This window comes from Winslowiella iniecta (genome assembly GCF_001267535.1).
Lineage (GTDB): Bacteria > Pseudomonadota > Gammaproteobacteria > Enterobacterales > Enterobacteriaceae > Erwinia > Erwinia iniecta.
This window is the reverse complement of record NZ_JRXE01000033.1, coordinates 1-17,283: the sequence shown is the minus strand read 5'-3', so window position 1 is coordinate 17,283 and position 17,283 is coordinate 1. Positions and strand designations below refer to the sequence as shown.

Here is a 17,283-nt window from a genome sequence, read left to right as displayed (position 1 = left end):
TCATATTTAACAATAAGTTATATAAAAATCTTTGCGATTAGACGATTAGGTTTATTAATTACTGGATTGCTTAATTCACAACGTTTTATGCCTGCAAGCTAAATGAAATGCTGAAGAACGTAAAACAGTAATATGCCACTGATTGACAGACGCAGGCGCATAAATTTATAAAAATATTAGCTAAACCATTTAGATTCTGTTGAAAAGTGTCGCGTTAATTATATAGCACACCACGTGCAGTATTTATCATCCTTAACAGGCGAGAAAGATTAATATCTCATTATTTTATCTGTAGGTAATAAATATGTAATCTGGAGCTGTTGGCAAAAAGGCTCTTTTTTCTGGCGTCTTATCAGGATGATACACAGGTATTCGTGAACGGAATGAAAACACAAAAGCATGATGTCATCTTTTTCTCTTCAGATGTCCTGGCGGCAACAGGACTTTGTGAAGTTTTTAGTCATTTACCGGTAAAATTAAAAATTCTTGCGGTAGAGGATATGCATGACATTGTTTTTCATTGCGAAAAGCACCGGCCAAAGCTGATTGTCTATTTGTTTCACGAAAATATGGCGTTAGGTGGTGCACTACAACGTATCTTTATCCATCAGCAAAATTATCCGGATGTGCGTCAGTTGGTTATCACCTGCAAACTGCTACCCATTTTTTCTGCGCTAACTGAGTATTTTTCCACGTTCAATGTCATATCTCTGAAGACACCGCTGGCGGAGTTATCATGGGTGCTTACCGCAGAACTGATGGGGCTGCGCAGCCAGCTACTCAAAGAGAGTTATGCTGATGTCATGCTTTCTGATCGCCAGCTGAAAATATTATTAATGCTTTCATGGTCATATAGTGCCGATCAAGTAGGTCAACGGCTGGGTATTACGGATAAAACGGTATATGCACATAAACTGAATGCACTGGCGCGCTTGCAGATTAATAGTAGACAAGACATGGCCGATCTGTTTGCCGTGATTGATGAATTAAGAATGATCGTGACAATGTTGCGTAATCGGCCTAAAGAGAAAGAGATGGCAGAAGCACGTACCGACAACATAATGCCACCTCTGGTATGGAAAAATGCACGATAAACGCCTGCCAATCAGGAGGTCATTAATGCATGTAAGGTTTGTAGATCGCGCTTTACCCATGCAATGTCATGTTCAAACTTCTCATCTGACATTAAGAGCTGGCGAAAAACGGTAACGACAATTTCCGCTCCTTCCTGATTAGCAATAATGCGCATCGGTATATAAACCTCTTTACCAAAGCCGGTATCAACATAGTGATCCATCACGCCCAGGCTATTGTATTCGGTAAAGCGAATTTTCACGGTGCCTTCCGGCCCTTTCGCTTTCCAGTAGTGCCCTTCCTGAACCAATGGTGCGTGGCTCAGGCCTGAAGCCCATTTCGAAAAGTATTCAGGTTTCCAGATCGTTTCATAAAGATCCTGCCAGTTGCGTGGAATGGTCAGGCTGATGGAGCGTGATGGCAGCATGTTACCTCCTGAAATATCGCCGATTACTGATTTAAGCACTGAAGCTGGCAGAAGGGAACGGGATTCACAGAATTAGCCGCCAGTAGTGAGCTGGCGCAAGTTTTTCTAGCGCTCATTGGCAGAAAGCCAGGTGTTGACAGGAAGATGCTCATACAAAAAATATCAATATATAAATAATTCAACATTTCATATGTCGTATGAATTTTTCTGAAGCTGATTTCAATATGAAATTTAAGGCTTTTTTTGATATCTGGATATAAATCCGGGAATGATAATAAAGAATTAATGAACTTAGATTTTAAGGATTATCTTATTTATGCCTGGTGACGTGACAAATTCATCATTTGTGCTTGATAAAAATTAAACAATTAAATATATTTCTCTCTCTCTGGCCGCATCGGGGGACAGTGACATGAGTACACCGGGCTTAATAGCGATTATTATTTTATTTTTTCTTGTTATTCTCTTTTGCTTTATTCAGCATTTGAAAAGCACATCAAGAAATAAAATTATCTACAAAAAAAAGAAATGATCATCTGAGCTAATTAAATAAATATTTATGAAATAATTGAGTGTTTTTTTCTGCCAGCGATATCAATATCCATGATGTGTATGCTTACTTTATTCGGGGGACTGAAATGTACAGCATCCATTCAAGCGACAGCTTGCTGGGATTTTCTATTTCTTCTGTAGTTTCATACTTAAAACATGACAGAGGGAAGGCAGGATTTTCAAAAAGAATATGTTTTACCGACCAGTATTATGAACAGCTCGAATCGTTAGTCAGTAAGTCTCTCGAAGATAAAAGTGAAATTGTAGTCATTTTTACACATCAACATCATAGCCCCATAAACATCGGTGGTCTTATTATTCTTATTAGTCTTCATACGTCATTGTCTGGCATTTATCAGTTGTTTTTTAACCTGTCAGCTAAGCAAGATTTTTTTCTCAAAGAAGTCATGTTATCTCAGACTGAAAAGTTATTTTTGTTTTTGTATTATAAAAACTGGGATGTGGGCATGATCTCTTCTTTTCTTGGTTTACAGGTAAAGACAGTGATAAATACGAAGTACTTCTTAAAGAAAAAATACGGAATCAAAGACGATATTATGTTTGTCACTCTGTCGAAAGTTACTTTTATTTACTTTAACAGCTTTAGTTAACGCAGTACTAAAAAAGCCCGATTGCACGGGCTTCGATTGAGGTACTGGCAGTTACGCAGATGCGGAATGCACCACGCGTACCGGAACCGATTTGTATGACGGTGTACCGCTTTCCTTATCAATATAATCAAGCGGCACCAGAATGTTGGCTTCAGGATAGTAAGCACCGACCGATCCGGGTGCGATGTTGTATGCAATCACCGTGATATTTTCCAGGCGCAGCTTTCTTCCCGATACCACTGTCTCAATGTCTACCCGATCGCCATGCTCCAGGCCGCGCTTGTCGAGATCAACGTCATTCATAAACAGGATGTCACGGCGACCAAACACGCCCCGGTAGCGATCATCCATGGCATAGACCGTGGTGTTGTACTGATCGTGGCTGCGCAGCGTAATCAGCCGCAACACATCATCGCCCTGTACATCGGCATCTTCATGCACTCCATTGAATACCGAGAACATGGCTTTACCCGAGTCTGTTGGCCATTTCAGTTCGGTGGGCGGCAGTGGCATACGGAATCCGCCCGGGGTAGCGATACGCTGGTTATAGTTGTCAAAACCCGGAACTGTTTTCTCAATCAAATCACGAATCCTGCTGTAATCCGCTATCAGTTCCGCCCATGGCACTTTCGTCTCCGGCAATACCGCACTGGCCAAACCGGCGATGATGGCAGGCTCAGAACGTAACAGCGGCGAGGCGGGCTTCAGTTTGCCTGACGACGCATGCACCATCGACATGGAGTCTTCCACCGTGACCGCCTGCCGACCACTGGCCTGCGTATCAAGCTCGGTACGGCCGAGGCAGGGCAGAATATAGCTCTCACGGGCAACCAGTAAATGTGAGCGATTCAGCTTGGTGCCAATATGAACACTTAATTCCAGCGCTTTCATCGCCGGAAAACACTTTTCCGGGTCGGGTAAGGCGACGGCGAAATTGCCTCCCAGACAAATCAATGCTCTGGATGTGCCGTCGACCATTGACTGCATTGCTTTGACCGCGTCATGCCCATGTTGCTCAGGCGGCACAAAACCAAATACCTTTTCCAGCTGCGCCAAAAAGGCTTTCGACGGTTTCTCGGTAATGCCAACGGTTCTGTTGCCCTGCACATTGGAGTGACCGCGCAGCGGACAAATTCCGGCGCCTGGTTTGCCAAAATTCCCGCGCATTAACAGCAAATCGGCAATTAAACGCACGGTTGCGGTGCCTTTATTATGTTGGGTAACTCCCATGCCGTAAGTCACGATAGTTGCACTGGATTTGGCATAGGCGGCCGCGACCGCGGCGAGTTGCTGGCGCGTCAGCCCGGATTCATTTTCGATATCCTGCCAACCGGTTGCGGCCAGATCGGCCGCTGAAAGATCAAAACCTTGCGTATGGGTTGCGATAAAATCGTGATCGATAATATCGCCCTGTTGTTCATCAAGGACCAGCAGCGCCTTCATAATTCCTTTCAGCGCGGCGGCATCGCCCCCTGCCTTAACCTGATAGTAAGTCGAAGCGATATCGGTTGAACTGTACGTTGCCATCTCAATCACGTTTTGTGGATCGGCAAAACGTTCAAGCGCACGCTCGCGCAGCGGATTAAACACGATGATTGGCACGTTGCGCCTGGCCAGTTCATGCAGGGTGCCCATCATACGCGGATGGTTAGTACCCGGATTGTGTCCAATTGAGATAATCAGTTGTGCATCGTCGAAGTCGTCCAGCGATACCGTGCCTTTGCCAATACCAATCGACCGCGGTAGCCCGACACTGGTGGCTTCGTGGCACATATTGGAACAGTCGGGGAAGTTATTGGTGCCATATTCGCGCGCAAAGAGCTGAAACAGCCAGGCCGCCTCGTTGGATGCGCGGCCTGAGGTGTAGAACTCCACCTGGTCCGGCGACAGCATACCCCGCAGGATTTCTCCGATGCGATTGAACGCTTCGTCCCACTCGACGGCACGCAGAGTGTCGGTGCCAGGATCATACGCCAGTGGATGCGTCAGTCGGCCATAACCTTCTAATTCAAAATCTGTTTTCTGCAACAGCGAGCTGACCGTATGCTGCGCCAGAAACTCGGGGGTCACACGTTTGCTGGTCGCTTCCCAGGTCACGGCTTTCGCACCGTTTTCGCAAAACTGGAATGTCGAGTGGTGCTCTTTGTCTGGCCAGGCACAGCCGGGACAGTCGAAGCCGTCGGGCTGATTGGTGCGCAGCAGAGTAGCGGGTGCTTCCAGCGTATCCATTTGCGTGCGTACCGAGATAGCCGTGGCTTTCAGCGCTCCCCAACCGCCGGCGGGGCCGTCATATGACCGAACTCCCGGCACTGCGCGTCTTTTTTTTGGCATATGAACTCCTGAGCGACCTGCATTTAGGGATAGATTGATGACAACGGGAGACAGTCAATGGATTGAGCTTAGTCGGCGATAAATCTTTCCGCCAAAAGGGGGCTGGGATGATGTCAGCAAAGATGGGACCGTGGTCCCATCTTAAAAAGTTGATTAATTTTGTGGCTGGCGCTTAATCAATCATTGCGCCCTGGTCGAGGATCATTTCCGGGCCATGCTTGATATTAAGCGTCAGGCCGCTGGTTTTTAACTCAGCGTTACGGACGCGTACCCCCTGCGTGGCATCAATACGGACATTCTCAAAGGTAAAGCCACTCAGTGGCGCCTCTGGCACGCCAATAATAAAGCCTGCCGCTTTACTGTTGCCGGTGGACGTCAGGTTTGACACGGTAATATTGCTGAAATGGGGTGTTTTCACCGCATCAAACGGCTGTTTTGCATCACTGTCCGGCGGATAGATTTGTTCACCGAGAGTAAATCCACCTTCGGCCACCATTTTATCCACCTCGGCTTGCACGATAGGCGCTGCTTTATAGTAGCCAGAAAACACCAGCGGCACTTCAACATCAACCATTTTGGTATTGCGATAGACGATATTTTTCACCTCACCGCCTTTACCGCGCGGTGTTTTAATACGGATGCCATACATTGATCCAATAAATTCGTTATTCTCCACCAGCACGTTATTCACACCGCCGGAAGTTTCACTGCCGATTGAAATGCCCCGTCCCTGTAATAGCTTGTTATTGGCGATATAGATATTATCTACCGCACCATCAGGATAACGGGCCGACGGTTTCTCGGCTTTAATTGCAATATGGTCATCGTTACAGTCAATGTAATTATTGGTGATTCGAATATTACGGCTGTCAATCGGGTCAATGGCATCGGTGTTGGGTGCATGCCATGGAGAAGTAATCCGGGTGTTATTAATATCGATATTACTGGAATTGCGCATCACGACATGAAAGCTTGGCGAGTTCGTCAGGTGAACGCCGTCCACCAGCACATTATCCGCCCGCGTCATATAAATCAGGCGAGGACGGTCGGTGCCTCCTTTTTTGCCGGTGGCGCGGATATTCTCGCGCCATCTTTCCCACCATACCGCACCCTGGCCATCAATGGTGCCTTCACCGGTAATGGCGACATTGCTGACGTCGGCAATGCTGATAAACGGCAGCCATTTATTTTCGGCTTCGCCGTGCTTATTTTTCTGGCTGGCACGATACGCGCTTACTTCAGTGGAGGCGACGATGGTGGCATTTTTAGCCAGATTCAGACGAATATTACTTTTTAAAAATAGTGGGTTGACCAGGTAATTACCCGCAGGCACTTCCACTGTTCCGCCACCGGCAGCGGCACAATCATCAATGGCTTTCTGAAATGAGCCGGTATTTAATGCAATCTGTAAGCGATGGCCTTCAGCACCGTAGTGCGTGACATCGCAGACTTTATCGGGAAATTTGACGGAAGAGGCGGCAGAGGCGACGCCAGCAGTGGCTAACAGGCAGGAGGCCATGACAGGTAAGGCTAGACGAGTATACATGCTGATCCTTTGCTGGGTAGATTAATGAAACGCTGTTTCATTAATCTACAGATATCGTCTGGCCGGTATAACTCTGGCGTTCGCAATTCGTGATAACCGTCGATTAACTGCTCAAAATTATGGGCAAATGCCTGAGGGAGGATGTGCGATTGCAAAGAATGGCTGCATTGATCCAATAGGGACATATGCCAATTCGCAAACATGCGCTTCGGGACACACAGTGACACACCACAATAAAGAAATAGCCCGTAATTAAGGGCTATTTGTGGGTGTGTTAGCTTGAGTGAGACTACGCGAGATCGCGTGAAACTTTACTCAATATTCGAATCTGTTTGTGGGGTGGGTAAGGGAAGTTTTTTTTAAACAATTAGTTAACTGGTGTTTTTGGTGCGTGGGGGCGAAGGGACTACCCAAAGTACTACCCACTTCGGTTGAGCGTAATTGGGATGTCTGGGGTTCTGTAATCACATGGTACTGGACTCTGGCGGTGGGAGGCAGAGATCAAGTGCTAAGCAGCAGAAACCATCGCCATCATTGCCCTCCGGCTCAGTTCTCTAAAAACTGCTTTAACAGCTATAGCGGTTATTAAAGCGATCTTTACTTACCAAAATTTTATTAAAGACTTCTTTAATAACGGCATTGGCTGTTAAACTACGCTTTAATAGTGGTGATTTTAGTAAAGATCCCTTTAATAGACAGGAAGTGATTAAAGGATGTTTTAACCACCTATTGGCTTGATAAAAGGAGTTTCCATGAGTCGCGCTTCCGGAAAATTTATCGTGACACAAAGCCACGATGAAACCGTCAATGCGTTTGTGCCTTCTCCCTTACCGCCGGCATCCCCTGTTCTGGATCCGGCTTCGTATGCTGTACAGAATGAAAAAGCAGAGAAGGCGCTTGCAAGATTATCAGGTATGTCAGGACTTGTGGCTTCGAGCGAATGGCTTGTTTATAGCACCATACGTAAGGAAGCTTTGCTCACTTCCCAGCTGGAAGGAACGCAGGCAACCCTAACTGATATTTTTGATGAAGAGGCTGGCCTGGCCGTAACTAACGTTGATGATGTTGAAGAAGTCACAAACTACCTGCAGGCGTTTAAATTCGTTCATGGGCATTTGAATTCTGAGACAGGGTTACCTGTTTGCGTTCGTCTGCTGAAGGAGGCTCATGAAATACTTCTGTCCGGTGCCAGAGGTGCCAGCAGGCAACCCGGTGAAGTCAGAACAACCCAGAACTGGATAGGGGGAACAAGGCCGGGTAACGCAGCATATGTTCCGCCACCTGCCGACGTGGTGGGAGAGCTGTTGTCTGACCTTGAAAAGTTTATCCATGAGCCGAACCCACCGCTGCCAGCTTTGGTACGAATTGGACTGGTACATGCTCAGTTCGAAACCATCCATCCCTTTCTTGATGGGAACGGGCGAATTGGCCGTTTGTTGATAGCGATGCTGCTGGAAGAGTGGGGGCTGCTAAGAGAGCCACTGCTATACGTTTCAGGGTACCTGAAACAACATCAGGCGTACTACTACCAATGCCTGACCGAAATCAGAAGCAATGGAAATTGGGAGCAATGGGTCGAATTCTTCCTCGAAGCAGTTCAGCTATCGGCAGAGGAAGCAGAGCAAAGTATCATCAGAATTGCCACGTTGATTGCAGATGACAGGAAAAAGGTTCTTGCTATGTCCGCAACATCTCTTCATACCATGCGTTTGTTTGAGTTTTTGCCGACAATGCCAAAGCTTACTGTTGATCGCGCTGTTGAACTATTGAATGTATCTTTCCCAACAGCCAATACTGTTGTGCAGGGGCTTGTTGCAGCCGGAATTCTGCACGAGACGACAGGAAGAACTCGCGGGAGAAGCTATGTGTACCATGATTACGTAGAGATTCTCCGCAATGACTAAAAAGAGATGTGTGGACTGACCCCACCCCGGTAGACGATCCTGCACTATGAGACTATATAAAACAAAAAGGCCATGATTTACAACGGCCTTTTTGTCCTGGTGCGACTTAGTGAGACAATGCGAAATCTTGTGAAACTTTACTCAATATTCTGGATCTGCTCACGCATCTGTTCAATCAACACTTTCAGCTCAATAGCGGAAGTGGTGATATCAGCATTAATCGACTTCGAAGCCAGGGTGTTCGACTCGCGGTTAAATTCCTGCATCATAAAGTCGAGACGACGACCAACGGCCTCTTTCTTCTTCAGGATGTTATAAGTCTCTTTTACGTGCGCATCGAGACGATCCAGCTCTTCTGCCACATCAATACGCTGAGCCATCATCACCAGCTCCTGCTCAAGCCGGTTATTCTCCAGCTGAACTTCCGCTTCTTCCAGTTTGGTGACCAGCCGCTCACGCTGCCATTTCACCACTTCCGGCATTTGTGCGCGGACTTTGGTGACTTCGGCGTTGACGCCTTCCAGGCGCTGTTCAATCAGTGATTTCAGCGCGGCACCTTCACTTTCACGTGCGGCAATAAAATCATCAATCGCGCCATCAAGGGACTTCAGTAGCTCGGCAGTAATGGCATCAAGATCCTGATCCTGTGCCGACATCACGCCAGGCCAGCGCAGGATATCGACCGGGTTGATCTCGCCTTCGTCGCTCTGCATTTTGACCCAGTTGGCGGCCTGCACCAGCTGTTTGGCCAGCGACTCGTTCAGAATCAGCGAACTTTGTGCGCTGGGATCGGCATCGAAGCGCAGGTTACATTCGATTTTTCCGCGCGTCAGGCGGTTACGCAGGCGCTCACGAATGACCGGCTCCAGGCTGCGGAACTGTTCCGGCAGACGAATATAGGTTTCCAGGTAGCGTTGATTAACGGAACGGAGTTCCCATGCTGCGCTGCCCCATTCGCCTTTGGTTTCACGCCGTGCGTAGGCGGTCATGCTGCGGATCATTTTGCGTACCTGTATTCAGAGAAAGATAAACGAATTATAGCGATGGCCGGCCGGGCATGATAGGCATTCCCGTCAAAACCGATTATTTTGGCTGTTGCAGTTCACTTCATTCTAATAAGGGATAGCGATGGAAATAGTAATTAATCCACGGCGCGTAAAACTGATGATGGCGGCCGCGATGTTACTTCTCAGCGGTTGTGTTGCGCCACAAAAGAGTGCCACGGTTCCGGTCTGCGCCGTCGGCGATGCGATGACGCAAACCACTTTGTACTTCGGTTTGAACCGTCCGGCGGGGCCAGTGATTAGCGCAGCGGAGTGGCAGACGTTTATCGATAAAGACGTAACGCCGCGCTTTAAAGATGGATTGTCGGTATTTGAGGCAAAAGGGCAGTGGCTGGGTAATAACGGCAAGCTGGCGCGGGAAGACAGCAAAGCGCTGCTGCTGATTCATGCTAAAGATAGCGAGAGTGATAAGCGGATTGAAGCGCTGCGGGGTATTTATAAACAGCGTTTTAGTCAGGATTCGGTGATGCGGGTTGATGCTCCGGTGTGTGTCGCATTCTGAGTGAATTTCCGGCGGCAGGCACCGCCGGAAACCGTGTTACAGCATCAGTCCGGCGAAGGCTGCCGACAGCAGGCTGACCAGCGTCGCACCGTAGACCAGCTTCAGACCAAAGCGGGAAACCACATTGCCTTGCTGCTCGTTCAGCCCTTTAATCGCGCCGGCCACAATACCGATGGACGCGAAGTTAGCAAAGGACACCAAAAACACGGAGAGGATTCCCAGCCCACGTGGCGTCATCTCTGCGGCGATTTTCTTCAGTTCGATCATCGCAACAAATTCATTGGCGACCAGTTTGGTGGCCATAATGCTGCCCGCGCGCAGCGCGTCCTGCGCAGGAATGCCGACCAGCCAGGCAAATGGCCAGAAGACATAGCCAAGAATCTGCTGGAAGCTGATGCCAAATACCGCGGCAAACAGCGCGTTCACCGCGGCAATCAGCGCAATAAAGCCAATCAGCATTGCCAGAATAATCATCGCCACTTTAAAACCGGCCAGAATATATTCGCCGAGCATTTCAAAGAAACTCTGATCTTCATGCAGCTTATCCAGCGTGATCTCGGGTTCATCACCTGCCGGTGTCGGATTGATAATCGACAGGATGATAAAGGTGCTGAACATATTGAGAATCAGCGCGGCGACCACATATTTCGCATCGATCATCGTCATATACGCGCCAACAATCGACAGTGAGACGGTCGACATGGCGGTCGCTGCCATCGAGTAGAGGCGACGCGGCGAGATATCAGCCAGAATGCCTTTATACGCGATAAAGTTTTCCGACTGGCCGAGGATCAGGGTACTGACGGCGTTAAATGACTCCAGCTTACCCATGCCGTTGACTTTCGACAGCAGCGTGCCGACCAGCCGAATCAGCAGTGGCAGAATGCGCCAGTGTTGCAGAATGCCAATCAGCGCCGAAATAAAGATGATCGGGCAGAGTACGCCAAGGAAGATAAACGCCAGGCCTTGCGAACTCATGCCGCCAAACACAAAGTCAGAACCTTGTGCCGCGAAGGTGAGCAGGGTTTCGAAGAAGCCGGAAACATGCTTAATCACCCACAAACCGCTGGCGGCGTGCAGGAAGAAGTAAGCCAGTACCGCTTCAATGACCAGCAGCTGCACGATATAGCGCAGACGAATTTTCTTGCGGTCATGACTGACCAGCAACGCCAGGGCAAAAATGACCACCAGCGCCAGGATAAAATGTAGAAGGTTAGGCATAAAAGTTTAGCTTGCGGGAGAAAAGACGCATTTATACACAGTTCACGGTATTTTTCATTAACTCTCTGTTTTCGGAATTAAAAAATATTGCGCTCAGGCGTCGGTAGGCAGCAGCGCCCGAAGTCCGTATAATGCGCAGCCATTATTCGCAAGCCGGAGAGAAACCATGCGTCCAGCAGGCCGTAGCGCACAGCAGGTGCGTCCCGTCACATTGACCCGTCACTACACCAAACATGCAGAAGGTTCTGTGCTGGTTGAATTCGGCGATACTAAAGTATTGTGCACCGCCACCATTGAAGAAGGCGTGCCGCGTTTCCTGAAAGGTCAGGGACAAGGTTGGGTAACCGCCGAGTACGGCATGTTGCCGCGTGCGACCCACAGCCGTAACGCGCGTGAAGCAGCGAAAGGTAAGCAGGGCGGTCGTACCCTGGAAATTCAGCGTCTGATCGCGCGTTCACTGCGTGCGGCGCTGGATCTGAAAGCGCTGGGCGAATTTACCATCACCCTCGACTGCGATGTGTTGCAAGCCGATGGCGGCACCCGTACGGCTTCTATCACCGGTGCCTGTGTGGCGCTGGCCGATGCGCTGAACCATCTGGTGGCGCAGGGCAAACTGAAAGCCAACCCGATGAAAGGGATGGTCGCGGCGATTTCCGTCGGGATTGTCGGCGGCGAAGCGTTATGCGATCTTGAATATGTTGAAGACTCCGCTGCTGAAACCGATATGAACGTGGTGATGACCGAAGACGGTCGGATGATCGAAGTGCAGGGCACCGCCGAAGGCGAGCCGTTCAGCCACGACGAGTTGCTGGAGCTGCTGGCGCTGGCGCGAGGCGGCATCGATAGTTTAATTCAGGCGCAGAAGGCGGCGTTAGCAAACTGATTTTTACAGGCGACCAGAGAGTCGCCTTTTTTATGACTAAAATTTGAGGAGAGACCTATGAAACCCTGGCAGCGCCAGTTTATCGAGTTCGCACTGAACAAACAGGTATTAAAATTTGGTGAGTTCACGCTGAAGTCAGGCCGTAAAAGTCCCTATTTCTTCAACGCCGGTCTGTTTAATACCGGGCGCGATCTGGCACTGTTAGGCCGCTTCTACGCCCAGGCGCTGGTGGATTCAACGATCGATTTCGATTTGCTGTTTGGCCCGGCTTACAAAGGTATTCCGATTGCGACCACCACGGCGGTCGCGCTGGCCGATCATCATGAGCGTGATGTGCCATACTGCTTTAATCGTAAAGAAGCAAAAGATCACGGCGAGGGCGGATTGCTGGTCGGCAGTCCGTTGCAGGGTCGTATTATGCTGGTTGATGATGTGATTACCGCCGGAACGGCAATTCGTGAGTCGATGGAAATTATTGCGGCGCAGGGCGCGACGCTGGCGGGTGTGCTGATTTCACTGGACCGCCAGGAGCGTGGACGTGCGGATATCTCTGCGATTCAGGAAGTCGAACGCGATTATCACTGTAAAGTGACCTCCATCATCACCTTGCAAGACCTGATCGCTTACCTCGAAGAGAAGCCGGAAATGGCCGACCATCTGGCGTCGGTTCGGGCCTATCGCAAAGAGTACGGCATCTGACAAAACGCCCTGACTGGCGCGGAGATAACGCGTGGAAAACCATCTATATGCAGGAAAAGCCGCTACTGCCGTGGGTCGTGCGGTGCGGCGGTTACAGTCTCAGGGCGTTATTTCATCGGCCACGCATCACGCCATTCTGCAATCCATTGGTGCGCGCCCGGATGCGCAGGGGTGGTTGCTGTTTCTGCGCGCAACCTTTGCGCTGACCGGCACGCTGGCAATGGTGTGCGGCGTAATATTCTTTTTCGCCTGGAACTGGGCGGCAATGCCCCGGATGGTTAAATTTGCGCTGGTCGAAGGGGCCATCATCGCCCTGGCGGTCGTGGTGTGGTGGCGCTGGGCGCAGCTCAGCGGCCGGCTGGCGTTGATCGCCATTGGCATGCTGATCGGCGTGCTGTTTGCGGTTTATGGCCAGATTTACCAGACCGGCGCTGAAAGCTGGACCTTGTTTCGTGCCTGGGCGATGGCTTTGTTCGCCTTAGCCTGCTTTGCCCGCCTGACGGCGTTGTGGTTCCTTTGTTGGTTGGTCGCCAACCTCGCTTTTGTGCTGTGGCTCGGTGGCTGGCAGGATTTCCCCTTCGTGCAACATTTCAGCCTGATTTATCAGCTGGCGCTGGTTGTCGCGCTGATTGCCTGGTTTGCGGCGACCCGTCGCACCGACTGGCTGTTTCGGGTTATGGCGTTCTGGACGCTGGTCACGCTGACGATAGCGACCGCCAGCGCACTGTTTGATGACCGTTCACTCTACGGTGCCATTAGCGCGCTGTTATGGCTGGCGCTGCTGGGCGGTGGCTGGCTGCTGTTTTATCGTCATCAGCGCGATCTGTTTAGTCTTACCTGTGGTTTATTCAGCATCAGCAGTGTGCTGGTGGCAGGGGTGATGCGCCTGTTAATCGGCATCGACATTATCCTGACGCTGGTGGTGGCATTGATCGTGCTTGCGGTGTGTGCGGCGCAGGCCAGCCGCTGGATAATGAAGTGGCGGGCAGAAGAGCCGAAAGCGCCGTCCGCAGAGCGCATCGGGCAGCAAACTCTCTGGCTGCGCTTACAGCAGCAGTCGCTATTAACGGCACAGCAAATTACCCAGTTACAGCAAGATAAAGATGATGAGCTGCCGTGGTACGTGCGTGCTGCGCTGATAATCAGTGGCTGGTTTGCCGGTCTACTGGCTTTTGCTTTGCTGGTGCTGGCCTGCTTTCTCTACGGGTTGTTCGATAAGTTTGATGCTCACACTTTTATTCTGATGGCGCTGGTCTGTGGCATTCCCGGCTGGCTATTGCTGCGTAAGCCGGGTCTGGCTCAGCAGCAGATCGGTTTATCCTGGGCAATAGCCTGTACCCTCAGTGTCTGTGCGGCAGTCGCGCTGTGGACAGATGAACACAGCTGGAGCGGGCAAATGTGGCTGACGTTTGTGCCGGCGCTGGCGCTGCTGTTTATGCTATTTCGCAACAGCTTCTACCGTTTTCTCAACAGTGCGGCGTTGATCTTTTTCCTGATTGGCGGTTTAACCTGCTATACCAACAGTTTGCCGGTAGTGGTATCGGCAGCGGTTACCGTCGGTGTGATTCTCACCGCTATTGACGATCGCTACACCTGGCGGTTTCGCCCGGCACTATTAGGCATGAGCACTGGGCTATTGATGCTCTGTTTTTATGGTTCAGTCCCGCTGGACAGCCTGGCATTAATCGAGGAAATTGCCCCGCGCGATAGCGATTTCTCCACGCTTAACGAGGGGATTGCCGCCGGACTGCTGATCGCGGCGTTACTCCTTGGCCGACGCGAAGGAATGCCGGGTGCCTGGCAACTGCTGCTGATTGCTACGGTGCTGGCCGCAATAAGCCTGTTTGCGCCGGGTATCGCGCTGGCATGGCTGTTACTGCTGCTGGCGCGTTTCCAGAACAGTAAAGCCCTGATGCTGACGGCAGCCGTGTTGTTGGTACTGTATACCCTCGACTGGTATTACTTCCTTGGCATTTCCTTACTGGATAAAGCGTTAATGCTGTTTGCCGCCGGAGCCGTGTTAATCACCATATCCATGCTGGCAGATCGTCGTTTGCAGGAAGGTGAAAATGCGTAAGGGCTTGCTGTTTGTGGTTCTGGCGATCATTTTGTTAGCGGCTAACTGGGCGATATATCAGAAGGAACAGCTGTTAGTCAGTGGCAGCGTGGTGCGTCTGGAGCTGGCACCGGTGGATCCACGGGCGCTAATGCAGGGGGATTATATGGCGCTAAACTATGCGCTGAATAACTCTCTGCACAGCACTGAGATACCCGATAATCGGCGACTGATTGTGACGCTGAACGCGCAACGGATTGCCACCGATGCCGGATGGGATCGCGGCCAGCCCTTAGGGGAAAATCAGGTTTATCTGCAGACGCATCGCAGTAATCAGGGGATTGCGGTTGCCAGCGACGCGTGGTTCTTTGAAGAAGGTCATGCGAAGGATTATACCGCTGCGCGCTATGGTGAACTGCGCGTAGCGGAAGAGGGTACGGCGCTGCTGGTGGCTTTACTGGACGATCAGCTTAAGCCTCTGCCGGCAACGCCTTAGCCTTTATACCAGCTGAGCGGCCAGCAGCGGCCAGCGCGCGTCGAAATCGACGGTTGGACGGTAGCGAAATTCAGAACGGACAAAGCGCGACAGCATACCTTCGCAGAAAGCCAGCAGCTGGCTTGCCAGCAGGGTTTCGTCGGTAGTAAAACCCTCGCCTTCGCGCATTTTGCGTTCGCGCATCACCTGGCGTAGCTGAACTTCAATGCGCTCGAACAGCTGATTGATACGACCTTGCAGGCGATCCTGTTCAAACATCAACGCATGGCCAGTCAGAATACGTGTCAGGCCAGGGTTACGTTCACCAAAGCCCAGAATCAGCTGAACGATCAGGCGCAGGCGTGGCAGCGTCTCTTTTTCATCATTTAAGATCAGATTGATGCGGGTGATCAGGCTGTCTTCAATAAATTCGATCAGGCTGTCAAACATCCGCGTTTTGCTGGGAAAGTGCCGGTAAAGCGCCGCTTCGGATACGCCAACATTGGCCGCAAGTTTGGCGGTAGTGATACGCTGGCTACCGTCACTGGACTCCAGCATTTGCGCCAGAGCCTGCAATATTTCCTCGCGACGATTCCTTTTCGCACTCTTTTTTTCTGCCATGACTTAAAGACCCCTGAAAATTCACCATAAACGGGCAAATACCCACGTAACATCCGTGAGAGGGCGTCTCACGGCATTAAAATAGTCTCGTTACGGGGGTGGTTCGTTATGCGTTACTGGCGACCGGAGTGGCCAAAGCCACCTTCACCACGCGCGCTGGCATCAAAATCTTCGACCAGATTAAACTCAGCCTGCACCACAGGCACGAAGACCATCTGTGCGATGCGCTCACCGGGTTGAATGGTGAAGCTGTCCTGCCCACGGTTCCAGACGGAAACCATCAGCTGCCCCTGATAGTCAGAGTCAATCAGACCCACCAGGTTGCCCAGTACTACGCCATGTTTATGGCCCAGCCCGGAGCGTGGCAGGATCACGGCTGCCAGTGACGGGTCAGCAATGTGAATCGCTAAACCCGTTGGAACCAGCGTGGTCACGCCAGGTGCCAGATCGATGGCTTCATCAAGGCAGGCGCGCAGGTCAAGGCCTGCCGATCCCGAGGTCGCGTAGGTTGGCAGCGGGAATTCGTTGCCGACACGCGGATCCATAATCTTAACGTCGATTTTTTTCATCATAACGGCTGACAATCTCGTCTATTAACTGTTGGCCAAGGAGTGACTTATCGCTAAGCGGTAAGACTTTTTCTCCCTCCTGCCAAAAAAGGTGAAGAGCATTGGTGTCGCTATTGAAACCCTGCCCGGCTTTTGAAACATCATTGGCGCAGATCAAATCCAGCTTTTTCCGCGCACGTTTTTGTTGGGCGTATTCTTCCACATTCTGGGTTTCAGCGGCAAATCCTACGACATACGGGCGGCTTTCGCTCATTGCGCCAACGCCCGCCACAATGTCGGGGTTTTTTACCATGGTGAGGGTAACTTCATCACCCTGTTTTTTGATTTTTTCTGCGGCAATGGTTGCCGCGCGGTAGTCTGCCACGGCTGCGCTGCCAATGAAAATATGCTGACGCGTAATGTGCTCCATCACCGCTTTTTGCATTTCCAGTGCGGTGGTGACATCAATACGTTTCACCCATGCTGGCGTCGGCAAATCAACTGGCCCGGCGACCAGCGTGACGTTGGCCCCGCGCGCGGCGGCGGCTTGCGCAATGGCAAAGCCCATTTTTCCCGAGCTGTGATTGCTGATATAGCGTACCGGATCGAGCGCTTCACGCGTCGGGCCAGCGGTAATCATAATATTGAGATGTTGCAGGTCGTTGACGGGCGATGACCATTTAACCGCTTCGTCAACCAGCGCTAGCGGATCGAGCATGCGACCCGGGCCGACATCGCCACAGGCCTGGCTGCCGCTGTCAGGCCCCCA

The 17,283-nt window shown here is 50.7% G+C and carries 16 protein-coding genes; 8 read left to right on the top strand and 8 right to left on the bottom strand.

From position 1 onward, the window contains the following. The first annotated feature begins 383 nt into the window (after nucleotides 1–383). Nucleotides 384–1,094, top strand: coding sequence for a helix-turn-helix transcriptional regulator (locus tag NG42_RS19160; protein ID WP_156322116.1), 711 nt, complete (start codon nucleotides 384–386; stop codon nucleotides 1,092–1,094). Nucleotides 1,095–1,105: 11 nt separating this feature from the next. On the opposite strand, the gene NG42_RS19155 is transcribed toward NG42_RS19160, so the two are convergent. Further along, nucleotides 1,106–1,501: a hypothetical protein gene (locus tag NG42_RS19155; RefSeq protein ID WP_052902211.1), complete on the bottom strand. Its 396-nt coding sequence runs from the start codon at nucleotides 1,499–1,501 to the stop codon at nucleotides 1,106–1,108. A 572-nt stretch (nucleotides 1,502–2,073) separates the two neighbouring features. Here NG42_RS19155 and NG42_RS19150 point away from each other — a divergent pair. Then, on the top strand, nucleotides 2,074–2,664 hold the full coding sequence (locus tag NG42_RS19150; RefSeq protein ID WP_052902209.1) for a hypothetical protein: 591 nt from the start codon (nucleotides 2,074–2,076) through the stop codon (nucleotides 2,662–2,664). Nucleotides 2,665–2,715: 51 nt separating this feature from the next. On the opposite strand, the gene NG42_RS19145 is transcribed toward NG42_RS19150, so the two are convergent. Together NG42_RS19145 and NG42_RS19140 are read right to left on the bottom strand one after the other, a co-directional pair. Next, on the bottom strand, nucleotides 2,716–4,995 hold the full coding sequence (locus tag NG42_RS19145) for an FdhF/YdeP family oxidoreductase (protein WP_052902207.1): 2,280 nt from the start codon (nucleotides 4,993–4,995) through the stop codon (nucleotides 2,716–2,718). 172 nt (nucleotides 4,996–5,167) lie between these two features. Then, nucleotides 5,168–6,541, bottom strand: coding sequence for a glycoside hydrolase family 28 protein (locus NG42_RS19140; protein WP_052902205.1), 1,374 nt, complete (start codon nucleotides 6,539–6,541; stop codon nucleotides 5,168–5,170). Nucleotides 6,542–7,293: 752 nt separating this feature from the next. Here NG42_RS19140 and NG42_RS19135 point away from each other — a divergent pair. Then, on the top strand, nucleotides 7,294–8,445 hold the full coding sequence (locus NG42_RS19135) for a Fic family protein (protein WP_052902202.1): 1,152 nt from the start codon (nucleotides 7,294–7,296) through the stop codon (nucleotides 8,443–8,445). A 137-nt stretch (nucleotides 8,446–8,582) separates the two neighbouring features. Here the strand turns inward: NG42_RS19135 and NG42_RS19130 are convergent, their stop codons facing one another. Continuing rightward, nucleotides 8,583–9,446 (bottom strand): YicC/YloC family endoribonuclease, encoded by an 864-nt coding sequence (locus tag NG42_RS19130; RefSeq protein ID WP_052902201.1) that lies wholly within the window; start codon nucleotides 9,444–9,446, stop codon nucleotides 8,583–8,585. 127 nt (nucleotides 9,447–9,573) lie between these two features. On the opposite strand from NG42_RS19130, the gene NG42_RS19125 reads away from it, so the two are divergent. Continuing rightward, nucleotides 9,574–10,011, top strand: a complete 438-nt coding sequence (locus NG42_RS19125; protein WP_053115820.1) for a DUF3574 domain-containing protein — start codon at nucleotides 9,574–9,576, stop codon at nucleotides 10,009–10,011. A gap of 36 nt (nucleotides 10,012–10,047) precedes the next feature. Here the strand turns inward: NG42_RS19125 and NG42_RS19120 are convergent, their stop codons facing one another. Continuing rightward, a complete protein-coding gene (locus NG42_RS19120) occupies nucleotides 10,048–11,232 on the bottom strand; it encodes a NupC/NupG family nucleoside CNT transporter (protein WP_052902200.1) in 1,185 nt (394 codons plus the stop codon). Between the two features lie 166 nt (nucleotides 11,233–11,398). Here NG42_RS19120 and rph point away from each other — a divergent pair, with 166 nt between their 5' ends. The 4 genes from rph to NG42_RS19100 are packed head-to-tail and all read left to right on the top strand — an operon-like array spanning nucleotide 11,399 to nucleotide 15,366. After that, the gene (gene rph, locus NG42_RS19115; protein WP_052902198.1) at nucleotides 11,399–12,115 is read left to right on the top strand and encodes a ribonuclease PH; all 717 of its coding nucleotides are present in this window, start codon (nucleotides 11,399–11,401) and stop codon (nucleotides 12,113–12,115) included. A gap of 57 nt (nucleotides 12,116–12,172) precedes the next feature. Next, entirely contained in the window at nucleotides 12,173–12,814 is a 642-nt protein-coding gene (gene pyrE / locus NG42_RS19110) for an orotate phosphoribosyltransferase (protein WP_052902196.1), read from the top strand. Between the two features lie 31 nt (nucleotides 12,815–12,845). Next, nucleotides 12,846–14,891, top strand: coding sequence for a DUF4401 domain-containing protein (locus tag NG42_RS19105; protein WP_082203917.1), 2,046 nt, complete (start codon nucleotides 12,846–12,848; stop codon nucleotides 14,889–14,891). Beyond that, nucleotides 14,884–15,366 (top strand): GDYXXLXY domain-containing protein, encoded by a 483-nt coding sequence (locus NG42_RS19100; RefSeq protein WP_052902192.1) that lies wholly within the window; start codon nucleotides 14,884–14,886, stop codon nucleotides 15,364–15,366. The genes NG42_RS19105 and NG42_RS19100 overlap by 8 nt, the downstream gene beginning before the upstream one ends. Nucleotides 15,367–15,369: 3 nt before the next feature. Here the strand turns inward: NG42_RS19100 and slmA are convergent, their stop codons facing one another. From slmA to coaBC, 3 genes are all read right to left on the bottom strand, one after another. Then, nucleotides 15,370–15,966 carry a nucleoid occlusion factor SlmA gene (gene slmA / locus NG42_RS19095; RefSeq protein WP_052902191.1) on the bottom strand — a complete coding sequence of 199 codons (597 nt, stop codon included), beginning with the start codon at nucleotides 15,964–15,966 and terminating at the stop codon, nucleotides 15,370–15,372. Nucleotides 15,967–16,079: 113 nt separating this feature from the next. Then, nucleotides 16,080–16,538, bottom strand: a complete 459-nt coding sequence (dut, locus tag NG42_RS19090) for a dUTP diphosphatase (protein WP_052902190.1) — start codon at nucleotides 16,536–16,538, stop codon at nucleotides 16,080–16,082. Next, nucleotides 16,516–17,283: bifunctional phosphopantothenoylcysteine decarboxylase/phosphopantothenate--cysteine ligase CoaBC (gene coaBC / locus NG42_RS19085; protein ID WP_052902188.1), on the bottom strand; the 768-nt coding region annotated here is incomplete at its 5' end. The genes coaBC and dut, both read right to left, overlap by 23 nt.

Excerpts from the sequence above, each read along its gene's own strand:
- NG42_RS19160 (WP_156322116.1), top strand. The coding sequence starts at position 384 with ATGAAAACACAAAAGCATGATGTCATCTTTTTCTCTTCAGATGTCCTG.
- NG42_RS19155 (WP_052902211.1), bottom strand. The coding sequence starts at position 1,501 with ATGCTGCCATCACGCTCCATCAGCCTGACCATTCCACGCAACTGGCAG.
- NG42_RS19145 (WP_052902207.1), bottom strand. The coding sequence starts at position 4,995 with ATGCCAAAAAAAAGACGCGCAGTGCCGGGAGTTCGGTCATATGACGGC.
- NG42_RS19140 (WP_052902205.1), bottom strand. The coding sequence starts at position 6,541 with ATGTATACTCGTCTAGCCTTACCTGTCATGGCCTCCTGCCTGTTAGCC.
- NG42_RS19135 (WP_052902202.1), top strand. The coding sequence starts at position 7,294 with ATGAGTCGCGCTTCCGGAAAATTTATCGTGACACAAAGCCACGATGAA.
- NG42_RS19130 (WP_052902201.1), bottom strand. The coding sequence starts at position 9,446 with ATGATCCGCAGCATGACCGCCTACGCACGGCGTGAAACCAAAGGCGAA.
- NG42_RS19125 (WP_053115820.1), top strand. The coding sequence starts at position 9,574 with ATGGAAATAGTAATTAATCCACGGCGCGTAAAACTGATGATGGCGGCC.
- NG42_RS19120 (WP_052902200.1), bottom strand. The coding sequence starts at position 11,232 with ATGCCTAACCTTCTACATTTTATCCTGGCGCTGGTGGTCATTTTTGCC.
- rph (WP_052902198.1), top strand. The coding sequence starts at position 11,399 with ATGCGTCCAGCAGGCCGTAGCGCACAGCAGGTGCGTCCCGTCACATTG.
- pyrE (WP_052902196.1), top strand. The coding sequence starts at position 12,173 with ATGAAACCCTGGCAGCGCCAGTTTATCGAGTTCGCACTGAACAAACAG.
- NG42_RS19100 (WP_052902192.1), top strand. The coding sequence starts at position 14,884 with ATGCGTAAGGGCTTGCTGTTTGTGGTTCTGGCGATCATTTTGTTAGCG.
- slmA (WP_052902191.1), bottom strand. The coding sequence starts at position 15,966 with ATGGCAGAAAAAAAGAGTGCGAAAAGGAATCGTCGCGAGGAAATATTG.
- dut (WP_052902190.1), bottom strand. The coding sequence starts at position 16,538 with ATGATGAAAAAAATCGACGTTAAGATTATGGATCCGCGTGTCGGCAAC.